This window comes from Mycobacterium sp. NGS56 (genome assembly GCF_059812425.1).
Map to the genome: position 1 here is coordinate 708712 of NZ_JCALCQ010000001.1, position 23244 is coordinate 731955.

The following is a 23244-nucleotide window of genomic DNA, read 5'->3' on the forward strand; positions in this document are numbered from 1 at the left end:
GGTGGGTCTCCTTAGGTGGTGATGCCCATAGCGGCCAGCTCGGCGCGCGGGTCGGTCGGGGCGGGCTTGGCGGGCTTGGCGTCACGATCGAGCCGCCGCTCCAGCTCCAGCGCGGCCTGGTCGATGGTCCGGCCCAGCAGCCGCGCGAGCTGTTCGGAGCGGCTTTCGCGGCCACGCAGCCCCGCAGCTCCCGGTGGCCAGGCGTACGCCAGCAGGTCGGACAGCGCGGTGTCGATGCCGTCGGCCAGCGCGATCAGCGCCGCCGCCCAGGAACCGTCCTCCAGCATGTTGTCGGTGACCTCCGGCAGCGCCGGGCGCTTGGCCAGGTCGATCAGCGTGGTCATGGCGTACTTCCGCTTGCCCGGCTCCGCAGCCAGGTGCGCCGTCTTGCGGCGGGCATCGGCCTCGGCCAGCCAGCCGACCGCCACACCGACCAGTTCGTGGACAGCCTCCGTCAGCCAGCCCACCGACGCCTGGGAGTGGCCGAACCGGGCAGGCCGGTCAGCGGCGGCGATGCGGCGGGCCAGCGGCGTCACGACATCGGAGATTTCGCGGGCCAGGCTCCAGTCGCCGCCGTAGTGGCCGACGGTCATGCCGGTGCGCCGCCGCTCCCGCAGCTCCGGCTGGCTGTATCGGCGCGGCGGGCGCTTGGGCGCGTTCGGCTGGCTGGCGATGTAGGCCGGAGTCGCGTACCGGCGGGCGGCGCGGCTCATGCGGAAGCCACCACCTCGGCGGCGTCGGTATCGGTGTCGGCCTGGGCGGCGATCAGGTCCATGAGCTTGTCGGCGTGCTCGGCGGCGATGCCCATGTCGCGCACCAGGTAAGTGCGGTGACGCCACCAGGTCAGCGCCGCGTCGGCCTCCGCCACGCGGGGACCGTCCACTTCGCCGCGCGATGCCATGACGGCCTTGCGCGCCCGCCACGACGCCATCGTCCGCGTGCGTGGATGGGCGGCGGTCGTCGTGTCACTCTGCATGAGAGCCAGTATTGCGCTTGAGCATGCAAGCTACTTGACGAAACATGTTGCAGCGCAATCGACTTGCCCGCCGATGTCGGTTAAGACCGCGCCTACAACCTGCGAATTGTCACCAGACAGACGGCAAACCCGGCCCGTAGTTGGATCGAAGTTTGCGGCGTGTCGGGCCGGGCGGGTGCGCCGGTACTGTCAGGTGATGACCTCCAGCCTGACCGATACGCGGCGCGCGCTACTGGGCCGCCGCATCCGGCTGTTCGTCGCCGCCACGATCTCTTACAACGTCATCGAGGCTGCTGTGGCGCTCAGCGAAGGGACGCGGGTCTCCTCCACCGCGCTGATCGGGTTCGGTCTGGATTCGGTCATCGAGGTGTCGTCGGCGGCGGCGGTCGCGTGGCAGTTCGCCGGGCGCGACCCGGAGGCGCGCGAGAAGGTGGCCCTGCGCATCATCGCGTTCTCGTTCTTCGGACTGGCGGCCTACGTCACGGTTGAGGCCATCCGCGCGTTGCTCGGCGTCGGCGAAGCTGAACACTCACCGATCGGTATCACCCTGGCAGCGGTCAGCTTGGTGGTCATGCCGGTGCTGTCGTACGCCCAGCGCCGAGCCGGTCGCGAACTCGGATCGCTGTCAGCGGTGGCTGACTCCAAGCAGACGCTTCTGTGCACATACCTGTCGGCGGTGCTGCTCGTTGGCCTGGTGCTCAACAGCGTGTTCGGCTGGGCGTGGGCCGATCCGATCGCGGGCCTGGTGATCGCCGCAGTCGCGGTGAAGGAGGGCATCGACGCTTGGAAGGGCGAAACCTGCTGTCCGGCGCCGACAAGAGAAGCCGAGGGCGATTCGGCAGATCAGTGTGGCTGCTGCGACAGCGACTGACTGTCAGCGCGGACCCATCATTCCGCCCGGTCCCATCATGCCGCCTGGTCCCATCATTCCGCCTGGACCCATCATGCCGCCGCCCATCATGCCCTGCATCATTGCTGGCATCCCGTCACGCACAAATCCGCTGACCTCTTGTGCGTGTGCGCGGATGGCCTGAGTGAGGGCCGGATCATCGGCAGTTTCCTCGGCGATTACGCCCTTGGCCGTGAAGGTAAGTTGCCGGCGGTAGCCGTTGGCATTGCGGAACAACGTCGGAAGGGTCGGGCTCATGCACATGACCTCCGCGCCTTGACCGACATGGGAGTACATGCTGCTGACATGCGCTTGCAGTTGCGCAACCAAGTCGGGGGAATTTGATTCGGTGGTGGTGCGGACTCCGCCAGGAATCTCATCGACTGCGCGGCTGATCTCGTTGTGCCGGTTGAACATCTCCATGTACCGGCTCATGTCGGCGCGGTCGATGCCCATCATGCCCATTCCGCCGTTCGGGTCGGCGCGGCCCATGCCCGAACCGAAAGATTCCCAGACATGACGCAGCACATATCCTCCGGCGAGCACGCTCGCCGCTCCTAGCCCGCCGAGGGTGGCGATCATGGCTCGCCGGGTCAACTGGGTCATCGTCGAAGCCTCCTGACCTCGATGATGAGCCGGGCTGGGCGGTGATGCTAGGGAGTTTCGTCCTCTGCTATCGGAGGAAGTACCTCAGCGCGGCTAAGTGGCGTCGCGTAATCGGCACAGTCTGCGTACAGCAACGAGCCCTTCTGGGGTGCCGGGCCAGTGCTTGTCGAGGGCGTCGGGTCCGGCCTTTCGCGTGATGTAGCGCAGAACTAGCGCGACGACGATGGCATCGTCGGCGTAGCCCAACACGGGGATGAAGTCGGGCACTAGGTCGATCGGCAGCGCCAAGTAGGCGAAGAGCAACGCCAGCCACACCCGCACGGCTCGCGGCGTGGTCGGGTCGAACGCCAACCGCCTCAGCAACCGCACCACGTCTGGCAGCAGGCGCACGGCGTCTCGAAGCCCGGTGTCGTCGGGCTTCGCCATCCAAAGGGCCGCGATCAGCAGGAACCACAGCAGGGCGATGCCGCCAACCACGGCCAACAAGACGGACAACCAACCTGACCACACGGTCTACATCTTCGGGTGGCGATCAGGGCGCGGGCGCGTCGGGTTCAGTCGGCCACGACCAGGTGCGCCGGGATCATCGCTGGCCCTCCAACATCCGGTAGACGGTCATGCGGCTGACCTTGTGGACGCGCGCCAGCGACGCGACGGTATCGCCGCTGGCGTGGGCGCGGCGCACAGCCGCGACCTGCTCCTTGTCGAGCTTGGGCTTCGCGCCGCCGAGGGAGCCGCCGCGCTGGCGGATCAGCTTCCGCTTGGCTTCGGCCCGTTCATGTTTCAGGCCGACCTCGTACTCCGCCACCGCCGCGAGGATGGTCATCACCATCCGCCCGCAGTCGGTGCTGGAGTTCAGCCCGTCGGTCAGTGACCGGACCACAATGCCCCGGTCGTGCAGCGACTTGATGGTGGTGAGCATCTGGAGGGCGTCGCGGCCCAGGCGGTCCAGCTTCCAGACGGTGAGGGTGTCGCCCGGCTCCAGTTCGGCCAGCGCGGCGGCGAGCTGTGGCCGGTCATCACGCTTGCCAGACATCTTCTCGGTGAAGATCGGCGCGCAGCCCGCCGCCTGGAGGGCGGCGACCTGCTGGTCGGTGGTCTGTTTGCTAGTGCTCACGCGAGCGTAAGCGACGTGTTTGGTCATGCCGTCATTGTGACACAGATATGTGACACTCCCACATGGGTTTTCACGCACCAACTCAGCCTGTCACACAACGCTTGGCTTGTGTGACACCCGCTCTGCTGAGTTCGCTACAGCGGTCGGCGGAGTGTGCGGGCCGGTGGCCAGTGCGCCAGCGGGTCATACACGTCAGGCCGGGGCGACGTCGGCGGCGGCGTATCAACGGGTTGTTCAGCGTCGGCATCAACGGGTTGTTCACCGTCGGCGTCGGTCAGCTCGTCGGCGTCGGAATCGGCGCTGAGCGTCCCTCTCGGCAACGATTCCAATGTCGGCGTGGTCTCGTCGGGGTCGGGCTGGCTGACGGGTTCACCGGCACGGTGGCGTTCGACGGCCAACCACTCCGCCAATTCATCGGCAGGTACGCCGCCCAGGGCCAGGACTTGGCGGGCCACGTCGAGCTGCACCGGCCAGGCCAGGTCGCCTTCACCGATCACGGTGCCGAACAGCACGCGCAGCTCCTTGATGGCCTGGGCCTCAAGGTCGGCGGGATTCAGCCGTCCCTCGGCCACGTCGTCGGCCATGCTCATCGCGCCGTTGATGGCGTCCCGCTTGGTCATGCTGGTCATCGCTCAATCTCCTTGGTCTCAACCACTTCGGCGTCCACTACGTCCAGCAGCCGCCGCCTGGCCTCGTTGATGATTTCGGATGGCGACTGGCGCACGTTGACGTCGATCTGCTCCGGCGCGTTCAGCCCGTAGAGCTTGGCCAGCTCAGCATCGGCGCGCGTGATGACGTCGATCATCCTGGCGACCGTTTGATGGTCCCCCGCCTTCTGAGCGTCGGCCAACGACTTGAGTGCGGCTCCGACGGTGACCCGCTTGCGCTCGATGATTTCCGCTCGTGCAGCCCCGGCGTTCGGCAGTGGATTGCGCTCGTTGTACCGCTTGTACGCCTGCTGGACCGCGCCGACCGACTTGAAGCCGAGCGCGTCCCTGATCTTGCTCCACGACTGCATGCCGACGGCGCGCATGACGAACACCTGCTCGGCGCGGGCGCGGGACTCGGCCAACGACATGACTTGAGGCACTACCTCGGTCTACCTCAGAACCGTGCAAACGGCGGGCGAAGCCGGAGGTGCCGCCGCCTCGGCGACCCGCGCAGCGCCGGTTGACGCCGATGGTCCCGCCGCTCCTCACATACCGGCTGCTCAGGCCACGCCGTCGCCGACCTTAGCCCCGATATGGCCGACGTTAGCCCCTGCTTAGCCCCGACCTTAGCCCCGGCAAGATTGGCTCTACCTGCGCGAACAGCGAACCTTAGCCCCTTTAGCCCCTCAGCCCGCATTTAGCCCTTTTAGCCGGTTCGACAGGAACTGCTATTTAGAATATCTATCTATCTATCTATCTAGCTGGTCGAGACGGCGCCGAAGCCGTGAAACGGGCCGACAGGGGCTAAAGGGGCTAAGGTGCCGCATTCGCGCTGGTAGCAGCCTTATCGACGGGCTAAGGCGGGGGCTAAACCGGGGCTAAGGTGGCCACTTTCGGGGCTAAAGTCGGCCTCGCCGGCAGGCTATGGCGTGCTGTGGCTGCGGGGCGTGGCCAGGAGCAAGAGCCGGGCTGATCAGCCCTCAGCCGCCACCGGATGCAGGCAAACCGCGCTCGCCTTGCCGGACGTGCCGACCGTGACGTGGGCCAGGTAGTTCAGATCGACCAGCACCTCGATCGCGCGGTCGCGGCGCGACTTTTGCCGCAGCGCCTTCGGCGTGGCGTGCTGGCTGATGTAGCTCAGCATGACCGGCTGATACGGCGCGTCGGCGTGCTTGCGGGCCAGCCACGCCACGAACGCCTTCAAGTCCTCGGCGTTCACGTCGTCGCCGGTGTCGGCCAGGCCGTAGGCCTCCTTGGCGTTGGTGATGAACCACTCCTCGATTTCGATGGCGCGCTCGATGGTGTCGCGCTCGATCAGCAGGCGCACGCCATTGACGCCGTGTTCGGCCATGTGCAGGTGCAGCGCCCGGCGCACCACCCGACCAGAGCACTTCGCGCCCCACCGCGCCAGCCGCCCGCCCATGTCGCCGTCATCCAGCGTGCGGCGATCGACCTCAGCGGTGTGCTGCCGCATCCGCTGCTGGGCGTCGTCGGTCAGCTTGACGGTCGTGGTGTTGGCGTCGAACATGCCCAGCGCCAGCTCGGTGATCATCGTGCGGTACGCCCCGGCCACCGCCGGATCGACCGGCACCGGGTCCAGGCGCTCCGACGCCGCCAGCGCGGCCAGCCGCCGGGTGCGCTCCTTGCGCGGCTCGGGGAACGCCGCCTCGATGCGCGCCGCGAAGCCCTTACCGGCGAACCGGGGGTTGGCCATCACCGCGTGCCACACCGTCGGCTGGGTGCCCAGGCACAGCGTCAGCGCCGGGTGATCCAGCGCGACCGGCGCACGGCCCACCCGGTCCACCCGCACGTACTCGCGGCTGTAGCCCTGAAGGAACAGCGTCATGTTCGGCATCGCGCTGTAGCGCCCGGCCAGCATGTCGAATACGTCGCCCTCGGCGTCGGCGACGATCATCCGCTCGCCGTTGTCGGCCATCAGCACGGCCAGCTGCTCCGGCGTGGCGTCACTGGCGATCAGCCTGGGCGCGGGACCGACGAACTCCGGCTCACCGGCCAGGGTGACCACGGGCAGCCCGTCCGGCCCGTCGGGATCGACCTCGACGTAGTTGCTCTCCCAGCACGCCTCGGTCAGCTGGCGCTCCACAGCGCCCAGCGGCCCGCCCAACATCGCGGAGAACGCCGGGCTTTTGCGGTCGCCGGACTCGGCCACCACGGCGATGTAGGACACGCAGTTCTCGAACCAGTTGCCGTGGACCTGGACCACGACTCGCCCGGCCAGCGCGCCTGAGACCGCGCCCAGCGCGAACGCGGCGGTCATGGCGGGGTCGATGCCCAGCTCGCGGGCCACGCCGGTCACCATGTCGGCCATCACCTCCGGCAACGCATGGACCGGAAACGACGGCAGCTTGGTCACGATCAGGGGCAGCGGGTCGCCGTCGAACAGCGCCCGCGCCCTGTCACGGGCCTGCTCGACCCCCAGCGACCGCTCACGGGCCAGCCTGGCGGCGATGACGTCGGGCATGTCCAGCCCGTGATCCGTGGCGTAGGCCGCAATCTGGGCGCGGCTCAGTGTCATCTCGGCGTGCCTCGCGGCAAAGTCGGCGGGCACCACCCGCAGATCGGCGAACGACATCTCCGGCGTGATTTCCACGCCCAGGCTGTCGGCCATCGCGTTGCGCAGCGCCTGCCAGCCGGAGATGCCAAGCTCGTCACGCATCGGCTCCTCGGCGTAGCTGCCGGTGACATCGGCCCACTGCTGCGCGAGCCACCACTCGATCGGCGGCGCAGTACCGTTGCGGCCCTGGCCATTCGCGTTGGCCTCGGCGGCTCCGGCGGCGTGGCTGCCGGGGTTCGGGTTAGGATTCATCTCGTACCTTTCGGGTCGTGCTGGAAGGGACATGACTCTCGCCGGAGTCGTTGGGGGTGGTGCCCGCCTGGCACCCGCGTCGAGGCCAAAACGGCGCGCTGGGCGGGCATCACTGCATCTAAGTCAATTCGGTTGCGGCACTATAGTGTTTGCACTCAGGTAGGCTTCCACGTCACTGACGCGATACCTGATGCGGTGGGCGATGCGCACATATGGCAGCCCGACTCCACGGTGGCGGTCAGCCCGCAGCGATGTCGCTTTCACGCCGAGCCTGGCGGCGGTCTGCTTCTCGTCCATGTACTCCGGCGCGATGCCTGTGGCTGTGGTGGTCACGGTCGGCGTCCTTTCGCGTTAGGTCCGAACATGTTGTGTTGATTGACGTTACGGACTAGCGGTGCAAACGCTGGCCGCGCCGGTTCGTCTTGCCCGACATGGGAGGACTAGTGCCGCAGGGTATTTCGCGTCAGCAGAGGTTGCCGATTGACACTCCATCACCTAGGCGTTTCCGTACACCTGGGTGGGGATCACCGGCTTGAGTAGCGCGTTGACGTCGGCGACCTTGACGCGCAGCGCCGCGCCGGGCTTGTCGGATAGCCGGTACGCGGGCAGCTCGCCGCTGTCGATCTTCTCGCGGATGGTCCAGATCGAGTAGTCAGTGCGCTCGGCGGCGTGCTGGATGGATTCGTACTCGCGCGCCGTGGCGCGCACCGTGCGGGCGGACATGCTGGTGGTCTCCTTGACCTCGCCGTAGCCAAGCAGAGCCGGTTGGCCCTCTCGGGGTACGGCGGGTCGATCCCGCCTCGCGCCGCCAATATTAGCTGCTGTGTTGGGTTCTCACTAGATTGCGGCGGTTTCTGTGCGGATTATGTTGTACCACTCGAACTTTCACGATGCCGTCGGCGCGCCCTCCGGCACCGCCGCCAGCGCGGACAGCCGCTCAGCCAGGGCGTCAGCCCGGCCTGCCGCCACATGCTGGTACCGCATGGCGGTTCCGCTGGTGACGTGGCCCAGCCTGGCCATGACCTCCTTGGTAGTGCCACCAGCCACCGCCGCCATCACGCCGCCGAAGTGCCGGAGGTCATGGAAGTGCAAGTCGTCTTTGCCGATGGCCTGGCGGGCGGCGAAGAACGGCGTGCGGTACCGGCCCTCGGCGTAGAACCCGCCGGTCACAGGATCAGGGAATAGCAGCGCGTCCTTGGCCTCGCCGACATGCTGGCGCAGGTGGGCCAGAATCGCCGGGCGCAGGTGCGGTGGCACCGTCACCGTCCTGTTGGACTCCTTCGTCTTTGTCGGCCCGGCGTCGAACTTGCCGTGACGGAACGTCACCGCCTTGCTGACCCGCAGCGCCGCGCCCTCGGCGGCGACATCGGCCCGCGTCAGCGCGAATAGCTCGCCGCGCCGTAGCCCGCACCACCCGGCCAGCAGCACCGTCAGCCGCAGCGGTTTTGGCATCTTGTCGGCCAGCGCCGCCAGCTCGTCCGGCTCCAGCAGGACCACCGACCGCTTGGTGTGCTTGACCGCCGCCGCGCCCTTGATGCGGGCTGGGCTGCGGTCCATCAGGCCATCGTCTACCGCCGTGTTCAGCAACGCTTGCAGCACTCCGTACGCCTGAGCGTTGCGGGTGCGGTGCTCGGTGCCCAGGCCGGTGAACCAGACCCTCACGTCCTCGGGCGTGATTTCGGCCAGCGCCCGATCCCCCAGCGCCGGAAGGATATTGCGGTCCAGGTGGTAGTCGTAGTTGTCGCGTGTGCGCGGCGAGATGTTGCGGTGCTCCAGCCAGGGCACGGCGTAGTCCCGCAGGGTAAGTTTGCGCGCCGCTGCCTTGGTCACCCGGTCGGCGGGCGGCGTCCATGTGCCGGGCTTGCGGCGGTCCAGGTCGATCAGATCGCGCTCGTTCTGGAGCCAGGCCGCGCCGGAGTCCTTGGTCGGGAAGGTGGCCGGGGCGTAGTGGAGCTGGCCGTGGTGGAGGTAGCTGGCTTGCCAGCGGCCCGATCCGCGCTGGCGCAGCCGCCCGAATCCCCTGCGGGTGCGGGTCTGCGTCTTGGTGCTCTTGGTCGCGGGCATCGCGGGGCCTTTCCTCGGGCTATTTCGGGCTATAAGCGGGCCATAACAAGCCTATGCAGAACCCAACAGAACCTAACAGCAGCAATCGCCAAAATTGCCTACTGTCAGCTAGTTTAGCTTCATTAGCGCAGGTGACCAAGGGTGAGCAACCCTAGTATCCGGCTAGTTCGAATCCTGCCGGGGGCACGGCGTGTATGTATGACCTCGGCGGATGCGTGACATTTCGTCGTCGGGTGATGCGTGACAGTGTTTCGGCTGATGCGTGACAGTTGTTTCGGTTGATCGGTGACACTCCGTCGCGCTGTACATCCAGCATCGCATCCGCGAGGTCTATTGATGGCAGCGGCACAGCCCGCTCTCGACCTGCCTTAGTGTCAAAGCCGCCATTCCGTTCGTGGCAGCAACAGATCATCGGTGAACTCGCGGGCCCGCCGCTAGTGAGGCCGTCTTCCCAGCACAGCTACGCTGCAGTCCGACCAATTAGCAATCAAGTAATCACCGATTCGGTTGGTAGACCGACGGCGGTCCCCAACCCGGGCCGTTAAAGCAGTCGGGGCCGTGTTGTGCCGCGCATTCCATCAACTGGCCCGGAGGTGGTGGTGGCGTTGTCGATGTCGGTCCGGTCGCCTGGAAGGTGAACTTCACAGGAATCTGGCCTGGGGCACTGCCGCCGGGTATATGGGGGATGGCCCACACTCTGTAGCCCTCCGAAATTTGTGGATCGGTCTTGACATTAGCTTGCCATTGGTGGTTGACGACATTTGCGAAGGCGGGCCAGAAGCCACCCGAAGACTGTGGGCCTATCAGGACAATCATGCCGTCGGCGTCTTTATCGGCGTGGCCCCATACTTTGACCTCAGTACCCGAGGCGTTGATCGCATACTTGTCAACCGGACCCTGGTCGGATCCCTGGCTCACGGGGGTCGGTGTGATGGTCGTCCACGTCGATGGCATAGAAGCCGTGGCGCCGCTAGTCACCGTCGGTGGCGTAGACACGGAGCCGATCGGTGGCGAACCGGAGCCGATATGGTTCACCAAGGCGACCCCTATCGGCGTGCCGGCGGTGATTAACGCTGCGGCGATCCCGCCGTACAGTTTTACCTTGGGTGTCGCCCTAGAGTTGCGCGGGTTATATGCGTGCGATGACATGGCTGCTCTACCTCCGTACGCAGAGCTTGTAGTAATAGTCGTGTTGCCGCATGGCGTTTTCGATCGCACTGATTGCCGGGGCGTCACACGCGGATTGACAGGGCACTGCAACCCGATCCGACGTGCACATGATGCTCTGGCTTTCGGTACCGTTACCGTTTAATTACGGTGTCAGAATGATTACGCAAGATCACGCCGAGCACATGAGTAGTGCACTACTCAACTTCCTGTCGGCATCCCTGCCTGCGTCCTGTGATCGAACATCCGCGTAAGCCGCTTGGGCTGCCGCTTTTAAACAGTTCTGTTTGGCTCTTCGAATCAAAGAGGACAGTAACGCTGTTCCAAACCGGCGATGCACATTCGCACGCCCCGTGCCACAGCACCGGACGGCCAAGGAACATCCGACGCCGGCGGCCGTCGATTCCTTCTCGGTGGTCCTTCGCGGCTCACCCCAGCGAATCGAGAACGGCGCCGTGGTGCGCACCGAGAGGGCGCTGTGAGAGTTCGGCTTCGTCGGTCTGCCCGCGGCGGGGTCGTGGCGGGCGGCAGCGGTGCGGTGGGGCCCGCGGCCGCTTCCGACAGAAAGGGAATGCCAACCCGAGGGAATTGCTCGGACTGGCCGTTGAGGATCAGATGAGGGGGGTCAGCAGCAGCCGGGAGCCCATCCCGACCGTGCGGGCCAGGGTGGCGACATAGGCATCGAACAACGGGCCGGCCCGTCGTAGCTCCCACAGCGTCTGCACCGTCAGCCATGCGAAGTCGCGGGCCTTATCGATGTCCCACGAGGTGACCAGATGCGCGACCGGTTCGAGGTGGTCGTCGATAGATTTCTCCACCGCGGTGAGGAATGACCGCCGAATCTCGGCCTCGACACTGGCCAGCAGTTCGTTGACCTTCTCGTAATCGTTGTGGATACCCCGGCTGTCGGGCGTGCACTTTCGAGCAGCGCAGGTCGCGACCACGGCGAGCGGCAGGTCGTTCTCGATGTGCGTGTTCATGCCGGCGAGTGCGAATTGGATTGGCAATATGCCCGTGTGGGCCCGCGCGGCGAACAACGGCTCCCACGCCTTGGGCTTGTCGGTTGGGGCGTCGTACGCGTCGAACCAGTAGCCGGCGAATCGCACATCGAGGTCGGCGATAAACGCGTCGTCGTGAAACACGTGGCCCGTTGACAAGCGGTCCTGCACCATCTCGGTCACGCGCAGATAGACGCCGTTGAAAACGCCGGCGCCATCACCCGCCGGCACATCGGAGGCGATGGCGCGCATGTGCGTAAGCACGTCGGCAACTGAGGTTGGGCTCATCCGTCCATCACAGCAGACAGATGCCGGCCCGGCGCGCAAATCGTATCGCTTAACACTGTGCATGCTCCGAGCAACACCGCGTAACCCGTTTCTTCCCGAGATGCGACCATCCCCAACAGATTCGAGAACAACGATGTCACTGGACCATCGGCGCGCGCGCTACACCCGCCGGTGCCGCTGCAGCGTTTCAAGGCCGGCCAGACAAAACTCAGACGCGGCCCTGGAGGATCCGGTCCCACGAGCAGCCTCATCCACCCTTCGTTTATTCCTCGGATATGATCGAGAACCGATGATTGCCGGCAAAGCGGACTGGCGTCGAATTCCATTGACTCGTAACTCAAGCGATATGCTACAGCAATCTTGAGAACGACGAACTGGTACAGCCGGTGTCGCCGGTTCGAGTCCTGCCGGGGCACAGTTGTCGTGTATGACCTCGGGTCATGTGCGTCGTTTCGTCTTAGGATGATGATCTCGAGTTTCCGAATCAACTCCCCCGAATGGGCCGATCGCGTAGTCTTCCCGCTCACTCAGGTTGAAACGAGGGAGACGCGAATGGGCACCAGCCGAGCCATCATCAATGGTATATACGACCAAGTCAATCTCGACCATTTCAGCGATGTCATCGTCGCTAAGGTGGACCTGGAGAACCCGGATGGCCAGGAACTCAACTGGCTCCTCATGGGCACAGTGGTGCTGTGGAATTACGATGGCTCTAAACAGTATGCCGAAGCCAGGCTTCTCTACGATGCGAACATCGAACTCGAGAAAGTACGGATCTACCTGAACGAAGCGGATAATTCCGGCATTACGCTCTTCGCCGGACTCACCACCACTCGCGACGAAACCGTCACCCTGGCATGTAACACCTACAGGGGGGGTGCTTTCGGGGCGCGCATAGTCGCGTTGAGCGTCGACTCTCTCGAATTTCAATAGGGCGCCGGAGGTTCGGCAGCCTAACGCCACGGCGCCCCGTTGCCCACCGCCCCGCCACGCCGTCATCGGTGATGGGCCCGGGAAGCCCATCTCGCCTCCGAGCGCTCTGTAGTCGCGAATCGACTGACAAAATCGCTCGACCGTCACTTGGAGTGTGCGCACGTGAAAGACTTCGCATACGTGTAGCGTTCACCTCCGCACGAATCGGCAACGTCATAGGATTGCGAATCGGGGATCCTTGACTTCGGTTGAACTTTGACCACTTCAAAACGGGGGGCACAGTGGCCGCGAGGTACCAAATCGACCGTATGCCGCGCGGGGGGCCGGACGCCTCATGGCTGGACCGGCGGCTGCAGACTGACCGCCTGGAATATCTTGACCGCGACGGCGCCGACGATCTGAAACGCAGGGTGGTCCGCTCTCTGGAACGCATCGAAAAGTTTTCTGGTACGCAGAAAAAGTTTGCGCGCATCGCGCTCGACGAGGTCGCGGATGTGCGCGATCCCAATATCCTCGAACTCGGTGCCGGGCACGGCGGGCTATCACGAGCGCTGCTGGCGATGCATCCCACAGCCCAGGTCACGGTCACCGACATTGATCCCACATTCGTGGCCTCCATCGTCGCCGGCGATCTGGGCACGCACCCGCGGGCGGTGGTCCGCGCGATGGACGCCACCGCCGTCGACGCGCCAGATGGGTGCTACGACCTTGCGATATTCGCATTGTCGCTGCACCACCTGCCGCCGCCGCTGGCCGCCCGGGTTTTCGCCGAAGGCACCCGGGTCGCGCACAAGCTGCTGGTCATCGACCTGTCGCGCCCGCCGTCGATGGTGCACATTCTGCGGTTGTCGCTGACTTTGCCGTTGGCACCGATTTTGCCGCTACACCACGACGGATTCATCAGCGGGCTGCGCGCCTACAGCCCGTCGGCGTTGCGGGCGTTGGCACAGTATGCAGACCCGGCGATCAAGGTCGAGATGCGCGGAGGCAAAACATTCAAGCCGCAAATCGTGGTGGCGACCCGCTTGCCCAACCATCAAGCGTCGTTCAGCTACCTCATGCAGAAAGAGTTCAGGGGCGTGCCGAAAAAGCATCGGCCGAAACTGCGTCAGACATGACACGACGACAGAATGTCGAGCACTAACTGACGTCAGTGACCCGCCCGACTGGAACGTGCGGCCCAGGGATTGGCTGTCGGTTGTTTGAACGATTGCCGTTAGATTGATGTCGTTCGCGGGGCAACGCCTTTCGGTGAATTGCCGTCGCTCAGGATTTACCCCTGATGACCCCCGGTCATTGCAACCTTGGACGGTTTCAATCGGAACCCTCGCCTGCGCTTGAGTCACCGCCCCGCGGGCCAACAGCAACAAACGACCAACATGTACCCAGTTGTGCGATTATCCCGTCTTCCCGGGTCACGTAGGAATAATCTGCGGTTTATGAAACGAGGGATCGTTGGACTAGCAACGGTCGCGCTGGTGTCCGGCGGTTTGTGCGTGGCAGCTTTGGGATTGGGCACTGGTACCGCCCATGCGTATACCTATGGCCCATTCCAATGGTGTCCAGGACAAGCTATGCCGAATGATCCACCACGGTCGGATGCGGACCTAGTTTGGGACATGGGTGTCTGCCACACCTATTACTTCGACTACGACGTGCGGACCAAGGCTCCTGCGCACTATTGGGAGGGGCCTAACCTATTCCCGACTCCAATCCCGTCGCCTCCGCCGCAACCTTTACCACCGGATTGCCCGCCGTGGTCACCCATCTTGGCCCCCTCGCGCTGCGGTGGCCTCTAGTCCGTGTGCTGTGCTCACGACCCGATCCTCTGAGTTGCGATCACTCGCTCACGGCCGATCGATACCCGGTTATAGCCATTGTTGTTCATTCTTCGGACTACCGATCGCCGCTGACACGAGCCGAAAAGTATTGCCCTACAACGACTTCGTGATACAAGTGAGAACCGTCAAAGGCCAGTTGGTGTCGCAGGCACGAATCCTGCCGAGCACGATCTGAGGAAAGCCCATGCGATCGAAACACCCAAGGCTAAGCTAACTGCGGCGGCGGCCCGACTTGATGATCTCGAGGCGTTCCTTGAGCAGTTCGTCCAGTTCCTCGATCGAGCGGCGTTCCCGCAGCATGTCCCAGGGTGTGCGCGGCACCTTGACCTTTTTGGGTTCGACCGGGTCACCACCCTCGATCAGGATGCCTTCCAAGCCGTTGCGGCACAGCCAGGTTCCGGGGATCTCAGCGTCGTCCGCGAAGGGAACCTCAAACTCGTCGCCGTTCTCGGTCCGGTATCGCGCCGCCTGACGCGGCGCGAGGCTGTGGTTGCGGTCAGCCTCGTAGCTCACGAAGCCCAGGCGACTGCCTCTCATGACGCGATCAGCCATCGTCAACGCTCCCCTGACGGTCCACTTGATCGGCAGTGGCGCGCATCCGACCAGACATTTGAAGCAGATCGTGTTCCCCCACACCTTCGGGCAGGGTATAGGCGAGTTGGCGTAACTCGAGGGCGTAGTCGCGCAAGTCCTGGCGGAGCTGCGCCTCAAAGGTGGGCATAATTTCTTCCTGGGGCAGGGATTTACTGAGACGCACGGACTTTCGACTTGGAACTTGATGCCGTCCAGCTGTCCATCCGTAATGCACCGGGGGGTGTTATCTAGCGTCTCCCAACCGCCCCCGCTACCCTACTCCGTTGGCGGGCTAGCCACTTTGCGCCAGCTTATTCGTAGGACGCCCGGCACAACATTCCGAAGAGCGGACCCTTACCGAGCTGAACCGGGACAGCCCCGCATCGGCTGCGAATCCTTACGTAACGCAAACGCGGTACCAGCCGACTAAACCTCCATGAGGACCAGGACGCTTGTTCGGCTCGTTGTCTTGAGCTTTTCTTTCGCGTTCGTCGTCACCGCCGCAGCGGGGCCGGTCGTGGCCGCTGTGGCCTGCGTTGGGATGTTGATTTCCGCGCTGGCGATGGCACGAGAAGACGTGGCCCGGCGCGCCGCGGCAGCAGAAGCCGAGGCAGTCGCGGCGACGACAGAAGCCAAGGCGGCAGACGCAGTCGTTGCAGAAGCCGAGGCCGTGATAGCAGGGGCCCGTTTACGCCTGCGAGGGGAAGCCGCTTGGTGACCCCGGTGACTGTGTGCCATTCGCACTTACCTAGCCTCGCGCCACGTCTGACACCGCGGATCGGCGCCGCGTCAGATTCGCCGCGCACTGCCGCGATCACAGCCCGACGGCACTTAACGGTTGCGCAAGTTTCGCAATTCCCCCCTAACTAACGGCTCGGACACTTACGCTCGAAGCGACGAGTCGGGCAGCGTCACCAAACAGCATCACCAAACCCGGAGGTTCGGGCGAGCATGTTGCCCCGCGGCGCATCTCACGGCCATGACAGCGTTCACTCAACTGTGGTAGCCGCCTCATGACTGCCCAGTCGCTGGGCCAGCACCTGTACGGAATTGCCGCACAGTTCCGGCAGCTGGCTTTCGGGCGGTGACGTCATGGATGCGGCCGGTTTCTTCTACGTTCTGTTTCTCGTTTTCTTTGTCGCTATCGGTGGAATCGTGCTCGCGGCGTGGGTCGTTCAGACGAGGGCCGGCAAGGCGAGGGCCGCCAAAGCAAGGACCCGACGCGCAGCGGCTACAAGAGCGGCCGCACGAGGCGCCGACGTGCGCCCTGGCGGACCCGAGACCGAGGTGGTCAAGAGCGACGCTTCCGCCCCGGCGCCGAATTCCGACGGGGTCGTGCCCACATACGAATTGGGAAGGCGAGGTAAGGCGGCGACGGTGACCGAACGTTCCAAGCTGTATTGGGACTTCTGGGAGCAGTTCCTCAACCGCGTAGGCGCGGACCACCCCGCCTGGACAAAACGGAGAACACCGACACGTGCCGCGCGATACAACCTTCCTACCGGCATAAGCGCGGTTGCATACTCAACCGCATTCACCCACCGGGGTCTGGGCGTGCAGCTTTACTTCAGCAGTCGCGATCCCCGCGTCAATTCGGCCCGGTTCGGGGCGCTCCGTGCGATCAAGGATGAATTCGAGCGGGCCCTGGGCCAGGCCGCCCAGTGGGACGACAAGCCCGGTAAGAAGGCCGCCGCAATCTGCGTCACATCGCAGTTCGCCGATGTTGCGGACGTGGATCTGTGGCCCGCGATGCTCGATTGGGTGCTGGATCAGCATGAGCGGTTCAGGCAGGCGGTTGAAGCGGTCGGTGGGCTTGGACGCCTCAAAGAGACGATGCCTGCCGTGCGCTTCGCGGAAGCCGGCTAACCGGATGACCGCGGACTCCTGCCGCGACGCTGTGCGTCATCGCGGGCGTCATCCTGCTGCTTGCGTTGGGAGACGTTGTCATTGTCTTGGCCCCCGCGTTGCGCGCCGCGGCCATGACGACCGCGTGGTGGATTCCACAACGGCGTCGTCTGGCCCCGGACAAGATGATTTATTAACCCCACGTAGGCCGTGGCGGTGTGGCCTTCGATTTGTCCGCCGAGGACAAATGCACGGCGTGGACGCCCGGCTTCTTGGACAGCTGGTCCAAGAGGCTTTCCAGATGCGCCTTATCGGTGTGCCAGTGCTGAACCGCCTCGGGCGACTCTTGCAGTTCCGCCAAAACGGTCTTGAGCTTGTCCGGGGCCTCCCCCTCTTTGTGCGGCGAGCGGCGTCCCGAGCCTCGCAGGGCGCCGCCCGTCGCCCCGCGGGGCACGGCGCCGCCCAGGGCACCTCCGGCCAAACCTGCCAACGCCATCTCACCCGAGAAGCCGCTCGCGGCCGCCGCGACCGTCGGTGTGGCACCCGCGCCCGTGCACTGCAAGACAGTGGCGGCGAGTTTGACGGCAGGACTGGCTACGGCCCAGCTCGGCGGCACCGATAAGGCTCCTGCCAGGCCCGCACTGCCGACGCTTGCCGACACCGCGGCCCCACCCGCAGCTCCCACTGCCTGGCTGCTCGAACCGAGCGCCGCGAACAGTGGCCCCTCGAGCTCGACCGCTGTGTCGTTCCAGGCCCGCGCCGTTGCCACCAGGCCCAAACTGAGGCTGAGCAACGTGTCGTTCACCGGCCGAATGCCTTTGGTGACGAATTCGATGTTCGCGGCAATCCTCGCCAACGGCGTGGAATTCAGGTTGTTCAAAAACGATGCCAATGACGACGGATCCGCAGCCGGCGATGCCGCGGGCGACGCGAGGCCTTGCAGCGTTCGCGGCGTTGTCGACATCAGCTGCGACAAGGCCGACTGAGCGTTGGCCGGCGCGGCGCCGCCAGCGTGCGCGACCGCACCTGATTGGCTAACCGCCCCAACGGGATTCGTGGTTTGCGGCGCGGACTTGAACGGTGACATCCGCGCGGCCGTCGCCGACGAACCGGCGTACCCATACATGGCGGCCGCATCTTGCGCCCACATCTGCCCGTACTCCGCCTCGGTGGCAGCGATCGCGGCGGTGTTCTGCCCTAGTACGTTTGTGGCCACCAGTAACGCCAGCCGACTGCGGTTTTCCGCGATCGTCGGCGGTGGCACCGTCGCCAGGTAGGCGGCCTCATAGGCCGCCGTCGCCGCTCTGGCCTGGGCGGCGGCCTGCTCGGCCTGCGCAGCGGTGGCGCTCATCCACTCCACATACGGTGTCGCCGCGGCCGCCATCGCCACCGACGACGGACCCTGCCACCCGCTCGACAGGTTCGAGATCACCGACTCATACGACGCTGACGCAGCGTTCAGCTGAGCGGCCAACGCATCCCATGCCGACGCCGCGGCCAACATCGATCCCGCGCCGGGTCCCGCATACATCCGGACGGAGTTGATTTCCGGCGGTAAGATTCCAAAATCCATTGCTGCTCCTTAAGATTAATGACCGCGGCTATTCCTGCGCGTCGTCCGCGTTGATGACAATGATCGTGGCAGTGGTCGCTGCCCGCCCGAATGCGTTGCCGCCGAAGGTGATGTCGCGGGCAGAACCGCCACCCGCAGCAGCGGCGCGCCCGGCCAGGCCGGAAGCGGCCATGTTGCCGAACAGCGACCCCTGCTCCCCCGCCGCAACTGCGGCCGGAGCACCGGCGAAACTGGCCTGCGGCATCACCGCGGCGACCGTCCGGATTTCCGGTGCCGCCGCTGCCCATCCCAGCGGCACCGACAGACGACCAACCACTCCGGCACGGCCTACACCCGCGGACATCCCGGTTCCGCCGGAGGGCGTCGAGTGCACCGTCCGCGTTTCGGAACCGAGGCCACCGCCCAGCGATCGCAGCGCCGATCGATCCCTGTCGAGTCGGTGACTCGCGCTGTTGAGATTCGCCACGTTCTGGGGCACCAGATAGTTCTCAACCCCCAGCAGATAGGGGCTGCCCCCAATGCCATACAACGAGACGGGCCCTAACGGACCGGTCAGGGCCGAGTTGAGTCCTAATAGTAGCGACGGCGGGTCGGCTGCGGCGGCGGTTGGGGTTGTGAGGGTTTGCAGGGATTGCGGAACAGCCGACATCAATTGCGGCAGCGCCGACTCCGTATTTGTGGCGATGCCGCCGGTGGCATGCGCGACGGTGGCGGCTTGTCCCGCCGTCCCGGCCGCGTTGGTGGTCTGCGGCGGCTGGCCGAATGGGGTCATCTGGCTAGCGGCCGCCGAGGAGCCCGCGTAGCCGTACATCGCCGCCGCATCCTGGGCCCACATCTCGGCGTACTCGGCCTCGGTGGCCATGATCGCCGGGGTGTTTTGACCGAGAAAGTTGGTAGCGACCAGAGCCATCAGCCGGGCGCGGTTGGCCGCAACGATCGGCGGCGGCACTGTCGCGGCGAATGCGGCCTCATAAGCGGATATTGCCGCTCGCGCCTGATTGGCGGTTTGCTCGGCCTGGGCAGCGGTCGCGCTCATCCACGCCGCATACGGCGCTGCTGCGGCCGACATCGCGGTCGACGAAGGACCGCGCCAGCCGCCGGTCAGGTTCGCGATCGACGACTCGTATGATGCTGCCGCGGTGTGCAATTGGGCGGCCAACGCATCCCACGCCGCGGCTGCTGCCAACATCGGGCCCGATCCGGGGCCGGCGTACATTCGCCCGGAGTTGACCTCCGGCGGTAAACCTCCGAAGTCCATTGCTACACCTCATAACTAACGGCACAGCGATCACGCCTGTGCAAGTTGCACACCGACCCGCCGTACCTATCTGCTGATCCGCTAAACGCCACTTCTGGTGCTCGCGTCGGGCACCACTGCGCCCGATCCATTTTTGTCATCCAGAGCTGCAATGCCGCTGGCTCACTCCCACTACGTGAGGAGCCAGGCCGAGCATGGCGACATTATTTGTTGTGACACACGGCGATCGATGAATGACGTTCCGTGACCAGATCCCGGCAGCAGGCTGCGGCTCGGGCAACCCTGCGCGACGCGTGACGTAGCTACGGCATTCTTCGGCCGTGGGTGATACATCGACATCGTCGGAGTTGCTGCGCAACGCCGATCACGACGTCGACAGGTCGACGGTCGAGCCTAAGATCCCCTGTTGCGCCACGGACGATGCCGTCGGCGTTGCAGGTAGGACTCGACTCGGCGGTTGTGCCTATTCGCAATGATTTCGATTGCGTGCCAGCTATCTTCGCGTGTTTGCTCGGAGATGACTGTGGCGAGGCAGGGCCGGGCGCGCTCGAAATAACGGGCGGGCAGCGGGGTGTGATTCAGGCGGTGCAGGGTCACCCCAGAGGCACTCGCCGCAAACACTGGCGGTGAGCTCCCATCGAGAGACCTCATTGCGATGCTCCTGCTTGCACGGCCCTGTGCCGCAAACAATTTCCCCGCTTTACCACTTGCTGACTGAACACGATCGTACTTTTCGTTGTGACGCCCTGTCCAGCTTACGTTCATCAACGGGTCCTACTATCGCGCACTCGCTCCCGCCGCCACCGCTAGCAACCCTCGCGCACGACGAACGGACCGGCCGGTTCCGTCGGCGCAGGGGCTCGCGGTGCCGAACATATCGACGCTTCGGCCGGGGTGCGGCGTCCTACCTCGGCGAGAGACTCGCAAGCCCCACATAGCCCGTGAAAGAGGACTAGCATCTATACCGTGCGTGCAAGGAAACAAACGTAGCGCCGGTCGCTTGGTCAAGGCATAGGACTTGCCGAGCCTGCGATGCGGAAGTCAGTCGCGATACTGATCGCCGTTGGGGCGGTGATGCTCAGCGGTGCTATCGCACGCGCTGAGGACCAGCCGGCACCCCCTCCGCCCGAGCCATCGTTCTACACGCCGAAGTGCCTGAGTTTCGACTCCAATCCGCCGGCGCACTGGAACTACCTGCCCTGCGGTTGGACGACGGACGGCAAACGATGGATTCCCCTGCCCCCGCCGTAGCCGCAAGAACCATCGCGGCCGACTCCTCGCGAAAAGCCTTTAGCTACTCCCGGGCTGGTTAGGAATATTCACCTCCCCGGCAACTAACGCCGCAGACGCCCGCATCCCCCCGGGCGTCTGCGAGCGAAAGCCGCCTTCCCCCTGACCTCGTCATCCGCCGGCGACGGCTCTACGGCAATACGGTGTGCATCAGCATCACGTCGTAGGCCGACCACAACGACAGGTTGAAGTACAGATCTCGTCCCGACGACCACGGATGAATCATTGGCGCATAGATGCCGCCGGGCATCTGGAACGACGACACCAGCGGTTGCTCGGGACTCCACGGCCCCTGCGGCGTCGGTGCGGTCCTTGCCACCACGTCGTTGCTGCCGCCATTGGTGTACAGCACCAGATACTGCTTGAGATAACTGTTGTACTGGGCCGACATTTCGCCAACCGGCCCCGGGAAAATCGGAGTCGCCGCGCCCGGGTTGTTCGCCACCCAATGGCCGCCGTTGTCGCCGTTCCAGTACTGGTACTTGGTCAGGTCGGGCAATTGATTCGGCGGGACGCGCGAGAGAAAAGCCGCGCCGCCGCGCCCAGACGGAGTGCCGAACTGGTAGAGGTAACCGTCGTTCCCCTTCAGGAACGCGCCCATCTGGAAGTTCTCATTTCCGGGCGTGAACCCCGCTCCGGGGATGGCATCCGGCGAGGCCGTACGAATGGTCGTCGGGAAGATTCCCCAGTTCTGGCCATTGTCATTGGACCTGGCGATCGCCGAGTAGTTCGTCGACCATTCGCCGTCCCGGCCCCACTGACGGATGGACATATAGCTCATGTACTGGGTTCTGCCCATGGACATCGCTGCGGTCGGAATGATGCCCGTCTCGTGCGCGGCCTTATGGATGGTGTTGACGACCTGCTTGGAAAGGCCGGGCGCCCACACCGGTGATCCCGAATACCTGTCGTTCGGCACACCATCGGCGATATGAATGCCTTTGGAAAGATCACGATCGTTGCTGCGGAACAGGGTGTTGTAGCGCCACTGCTGACCGTGCACCTTGCAATAACCGAAGGTGTCACCGAAGGCCATCAGTACCTGACGGTTCACGGGATCACCGTTGTCCCAAGCAATCCCAAGGTCGGTACCCGAGATGCTGAAGCGTTGCAGGGTCTTGTTAGGGCCGTTCGGTCCGGTCACCCAGTCGACGAGCGACGTCGGAGCACCCGCGATCGAAGGAGGCGGCGGTGCCTGCTCGGGCTGCGGTTGCGGCTGCGGCTGCGGAACAGGGACTGCGTTGGGGCGCAGCTGATTTGCGTTGGGAGGCAACGGGACGCCGGGCGCGGGCGGCGGATTGGGCCCGGGTGGCAGCACCTCGGCTTGCGGGTGCAGCGGCGCTGCGTACTGGCGGCCCGGAGCGGCCGGCTTGAGCAGAGACGAGATCAGCGGGCCGAGCCTCGGCAGCGGCGCCTGGTCGTTCGTGTGTGAGGGCCGACGCCCGGTCGGCGGTTGCACGACCGGCTGCGGCGCGGGCATGGCCGGGGGCGCGGCGGGAGGATCCACGTTCGCCTCGGGTGCCCCGCAGGGCGTGGCGCTGGCAGTTGGCGCGGGTCCCACCACGAGGACGAATCCGATAGCGGCCGCCGACGCCATCGATAGCGACACACTTCGCAGAAACGCCGACATGTAGCACCTTTCGAGGGGTAGGACACCGCATTGACGTCCCTTAGCTGGCTCATGTGACGATAGTGATCTGCGTGGCAAATGTGACCAGTGATGAGCTGATAGGTATCCATCCGTAACCGTGTCGCAACGCTGCACTGACGGCCCGTGCCGCCCCGGCAGACGATTAGCTGCCCATGCATATGAGCAGGTGGGATGCGTTACCAAGGTTGCCGCCGCTTGAAGTGGTAGCGGCTGCGTGGTCCCCCAAGAGGCACGACCAACGACCGTGCAACCGACTGACCTCCGAGCGTTGGCCGCCGTCGGCTTGTCGCTGCGCGGCGAAGACACCATCGCAGGCCCTCCGGCGTCGGCGCGGCCGCTGCCCGTGCCGAGTTAAGCGAGATCGGCACTTTGCTACACGGCCGCCAAAAGCGGCGAGGCGCGCCGCGCGGGGACGCATGGAAGGCGTTGTTCGACGCCCAGCGGCGACCCGAGCCGTTGATTCGCATTGGTACGAGCGCACCAGATTTCCGCGGCTCAGCCGAGCGCCGGCGCAAGCTCCCGAGAGCTCTATTGCACACGCGCAAAACGGGAATCGACAATCGCCCGCCGCGGTGTGACACGCAAATCAGATCGGGTCAACATGTTTGTCGACCCTCATCGAGGGAAATGATCCAACAGAGGCGAGTGCGTCGGCCGGCCTTCGCACTTGTCTAGGTCCCGTCGGTTCAGCCCGAGAG

General features: G+C 65.0%; 23 protein-coding genes and 1 pseudogene. 7 read left to right on the forward strand and 17 right to left on the reverse strand.

Translation table 11 applies throughout. The annotated features are described in order from the left end of the window. Positions 1-11 precede the first annotated feature (11 nt). Both AC5Y4F_RS03295 and AC5Y4F_RS03300 read right to left on the reverse strand, forming a co-directional pair. The gene (locus AC5Y4F_RS03295) at positions 12-713 is read right to left on the reverse strand and encodes a hypothetical protein (RefSeq protein WP_499995113.1); all 702 of its coding nucleotides are present in this window, start codon (positions 711-713) and stop codon (positions 12-14) included. Further along, positions 710-976, reverse strand: coding sequence for a hypothetical protein (locus AC5Y4F_RS03300; protein ID WP_499995115.1), 267 nt, complete (start codon positions 974-976; stop codon positions 710-712). The genes AC5Y4F_RS03295 and AC5Y4F_RS03300 overlap by 4 nt, the downstream gene beginning before the upstream one ends. Before the next feature lie 196 nt (positions 977-1172). Between AC5Y4F_RS03300 and AC5Y4F_RS03305 the strand changes: the two genes are divergently transcribed. Then, entirely contained in the window at positions 1173-1847 is a 675-nt protein-coding gene (locus AC5Y4F_RS03305) for a cation diffusion facilitator family transporter (protein WP_499995116.1), read from the forward strand. Positions 1848-1850: 3 nt separating this feature from the next. Here AC5Y4F_RS03305 and AC5Y4F_RS03310 read toward each other — a convergent pair whose 3' ends face one another. From AC5Y4F_RS03310 to AC5Y4F_RS03350, 9 genes are all read right to left on the reverse strand, one after another. Further along, complete coding sequence (locus AC5Y4F_RS03310) at positions 1851-2471, reverse strand: hypothetical protein (RefSeq protein ID WP_499995117.1); 621 nt, start codon at positions 2469-2471, stop codon at positions 1851-1853. Between the two features lie 93 nt (positions 2472-2564). Then, entirely contained in the window at positions 2565-2981 is a 417-nt protein-coding gene (locus tag AC5Y4F_RS03315; RefSeq protein ID WP_499995118.1) for a YkvA family protein, read from the reverse strand. Positions 2982-3054: 73 nt separating this feature from the next. Then, positions 3055-3615, reverse strand: coding sequence for a recombinase family protein (locus AC5Y4F_RS03320; RefSeq protein WP_499995121.1), 561 nt, complete (start codon positions 3613-3615; stop codon positions 3055-3057). A 107-nt stretch (positions 3616-3722) separates the two neighbouring features. Continuing rightward, positions 3723-4217, reverse strand: a complete 495-nt coding sequence (locus AC5Y4F_RS03325; protein ID WP_499995122.1) for a flagellar hook-length control protein — start codon at positions 4215-4217, stop codon at positions 3723-3725. Then, on the reverse strand, positions 4214-4666 hold the full coding sequence (locus tag AC5Y4F_RS03330) for a hypothetical protein (protein WP_499995124.1): 453 nt from the start codon (positions 4664-4666) through the stop codon (positions 4214-4216). Before AC5Y4F_RS03330 ends, AC5Y4F_RS03325 begins: the two co-directional genes overlap by 4 nt. Before the next feature lie 545 nt (positions 4667-5211). Continuing rightward, complete coding sequence (locus AC5Y4F_RS03335) at positions 5212-7065, reverse strand: YfjI family protein (RefSeq protein WP_499995125.1); 1854 nt, start codon at positions 7063-7065, stop codon at positions 5212-5214. 123 nt (positions 7066-7188) lie between these two features. Then, positions 7189-7398 carry a helix-turn-helix domain-containing protein gene (locus AC5Y4F_RS03340; protein WP_499995126.1) on the reverse strand — a complete coding sequence of 70 codons (210 nt, stop codon included), beginning with the start codon at positions 7396-7398 and terminating at the stop codon, positions 7189-7191. 162 nt (positions 7399-7560) lie between these two features. Next, entirely contained in the window at positions 7561-7788 is a 228-nt protein-coding gene (locus tag AC5Y4F_RS03345; RefSeq protein ID WP_499995128.1) for a MerR family transcriptional regulator, read from the reverse strand. A gap of 162 nt (positions 7789-7950) precedes the next feature. Next, on the reverse strand, positions 7951-9129 hold the full coding sequence (locus tag AC5Y4F_RS03350) for a tyrosine-type recombinase/integrase (protein WP_499995129.1): 1179 nt from the start codon (positions 9127-9129) through the stop codon (positions 7951-7953). A gap of 1520 nt (positions 9130-10649) precedes the next feature. Here AC5Y4F_RS03350 and AC5Y4F_RS03355 point away from each other — a divergent pair. Further along, a complete protein-coding gene (locus AC5Y4F_RS03355; RefSeq protein WP_499995131.1) occupies positions 10650-10778 on the forward strand; it encodes a hypothetical protein in 129 nt (42 codons plus the stop codon). 129 nt (positions 10779-10907) lie between these two features. Here AC5Y4F_RS03355 and AC5Y4F_RS03360 read toward each other — a convergent pair whose 3' ends face one another. Next, entirely contained in the window at positions 10908-11582 is a 675-nt protein-coding gene (locus tag AC5Y4F_RS03360) for a DUF5995 family protein (protein WP_067930160.1), read from the reverse strand. 552 nt (positions 11583-12134) lie between these two features. On the opposite strand from AC5Y4F_RS03360, the gene AC5Y4F_RS03365 reads away from it, so the two are divergent. Together AC5Y4F_RS03365 and AC5Y4F_RS03370 are read left to right on the forward strand one after the other, a co-directional pair. After that, a complete protein-coding gene (locus tag AC5Y4F_RS03365; RefSeq protein WP_499995135.1) occupies positions 12135-12515 on the forward strand; it encodes a hypothetical protein in 381 nt (126 codons plus the stop codon). 308 nt (positions 12516-12823) lie between these two features. Further along, positions 12824-13540, forward strand: a pseudogene (locus AC5Y4F_RS03370) (class I SAM-dependent methyltransferase); the annotation flags it as partial. Between the two features lie 1026 nt (positions 13541-14566). On the opposite strand, the gene AC5Y4F_RS03375 reads toward AC5Y4F_RS03370, so the two are convergent. Both AC5Y4F_RS03375 and AC5Y4F_RS03380 read right to left on the reverse strand, forming a co-directional pair. Further along, positions 14567-14908, reverse strand: a complete 342-nt coding sequence (locus AC5Y4F_RS03375) for an RNA polymerase-binding protein RbpA (RefSeq protein ID WP_067930170.1) — start codon at positions 14906-14908, stop codon at positions 14567-14569. Further along, entirely contained in the window at positions 14901-15077 is a 177-nt protein-coding gene (locus AC5Y4F_RS03380; RefSeq protein ID WP_499995137.1) for a hypothetical protein, read from the reverse strand. The genes AC5Y4F_RS03375 and AC5Y4F_RS03380 overlap by 8 nt, the downstream gene beginning before the upstream one ends. Before the next feature lie 321 nt (positions 15078-15398). Between AC5Y4F_RS03380 and AC5Y4F_RS03385 the strand changes: the two genes are divergently transcribed. Further along, positions 15399-15647 (forward strand): hypothetical protein, encoded by a 249-nt coding sequence (locus AC5Y4F_RS03385; protein WP_156749892.1) that lies wholly within the window; start codon positions 15399-15401, stop codon positions 15645-15647. Between the two features lie 542 nt (positions 15648-16189). Beyond that, positions 16190-16795, forward strand: a complete 606-nt coding sequence (locus AC5Y4F_RS03390) for a DUF4268 domain-containing protein (protein ID WP_499995139.1) — start codon at positions 16190-16192, stop codon at positions 16793-16795. Positions 16796-16967: 172 nt separating this feature from the next. On the opposite strand, the gene AC5Y4F_RS03395 is transcribed toward AC5Y4F_RS03390, so the two are convergent. Beyond that, positions 16968-18347 carry a PPE family protein gene (locus AC5Y4F_RS03395; RefSeq protein ID WP_499995141.1) on the reverse strand — a complete coding sequence of 460 codons (1380 nt, stop codon included), beginning with the start codon at positions 18345-18347 and terminating at the stop codon, positions 16968-16970. A gap of 28 nt (positions 18348-18375) precedes the next feature. Beyond that, positions 18376-19605 (reverse strand): PPE family protein, encoded by a 1230-nt coding sequence (locus tag AC5Y4F_RS03400; RefSeq protein ID WP_082947417.1) that lies wholly within the window; start codon positions 19603-19605, stop codon positions 18376-18378. A 1032-nt stretch (positions 19606-20637) separates the two neighbouring features. On the opposite strand from AC5Y4F_RS03400, the gene AC5Y4F_RS03405 reads away from it, so the two are divergent. After that, positions 20638-20856: a hypothetical protein gene (locus AC5Y4F_RS03405; protein WP_082947419.1), complete on the forward strand. Its 219-nt coding sequence runs from the start codon at positions 20638-20640 to the stop codon at positions 20854-20856. A 169-nt stretch (positions 20857-21025) separates the two neighbouring features. Here AC5Y4F_RS03405 and AC5Y4F_RS03410 read toward each other — a convergent pair whose 3' ends face one another. Continuing rightward, positions 21026-22525: a glycoside hydrolase family 183 protein gene (locus AC5Y4F_RS03410; RefSeq protein ID WP_067930176.1), complete on the reverse strand. Its 1500-nt coding sequence runs from the start codon at positions 22523-22525 to the stop codon at positions 21026-21028. Positions 22526-23244: the final 719 nt, after the last annotated feature.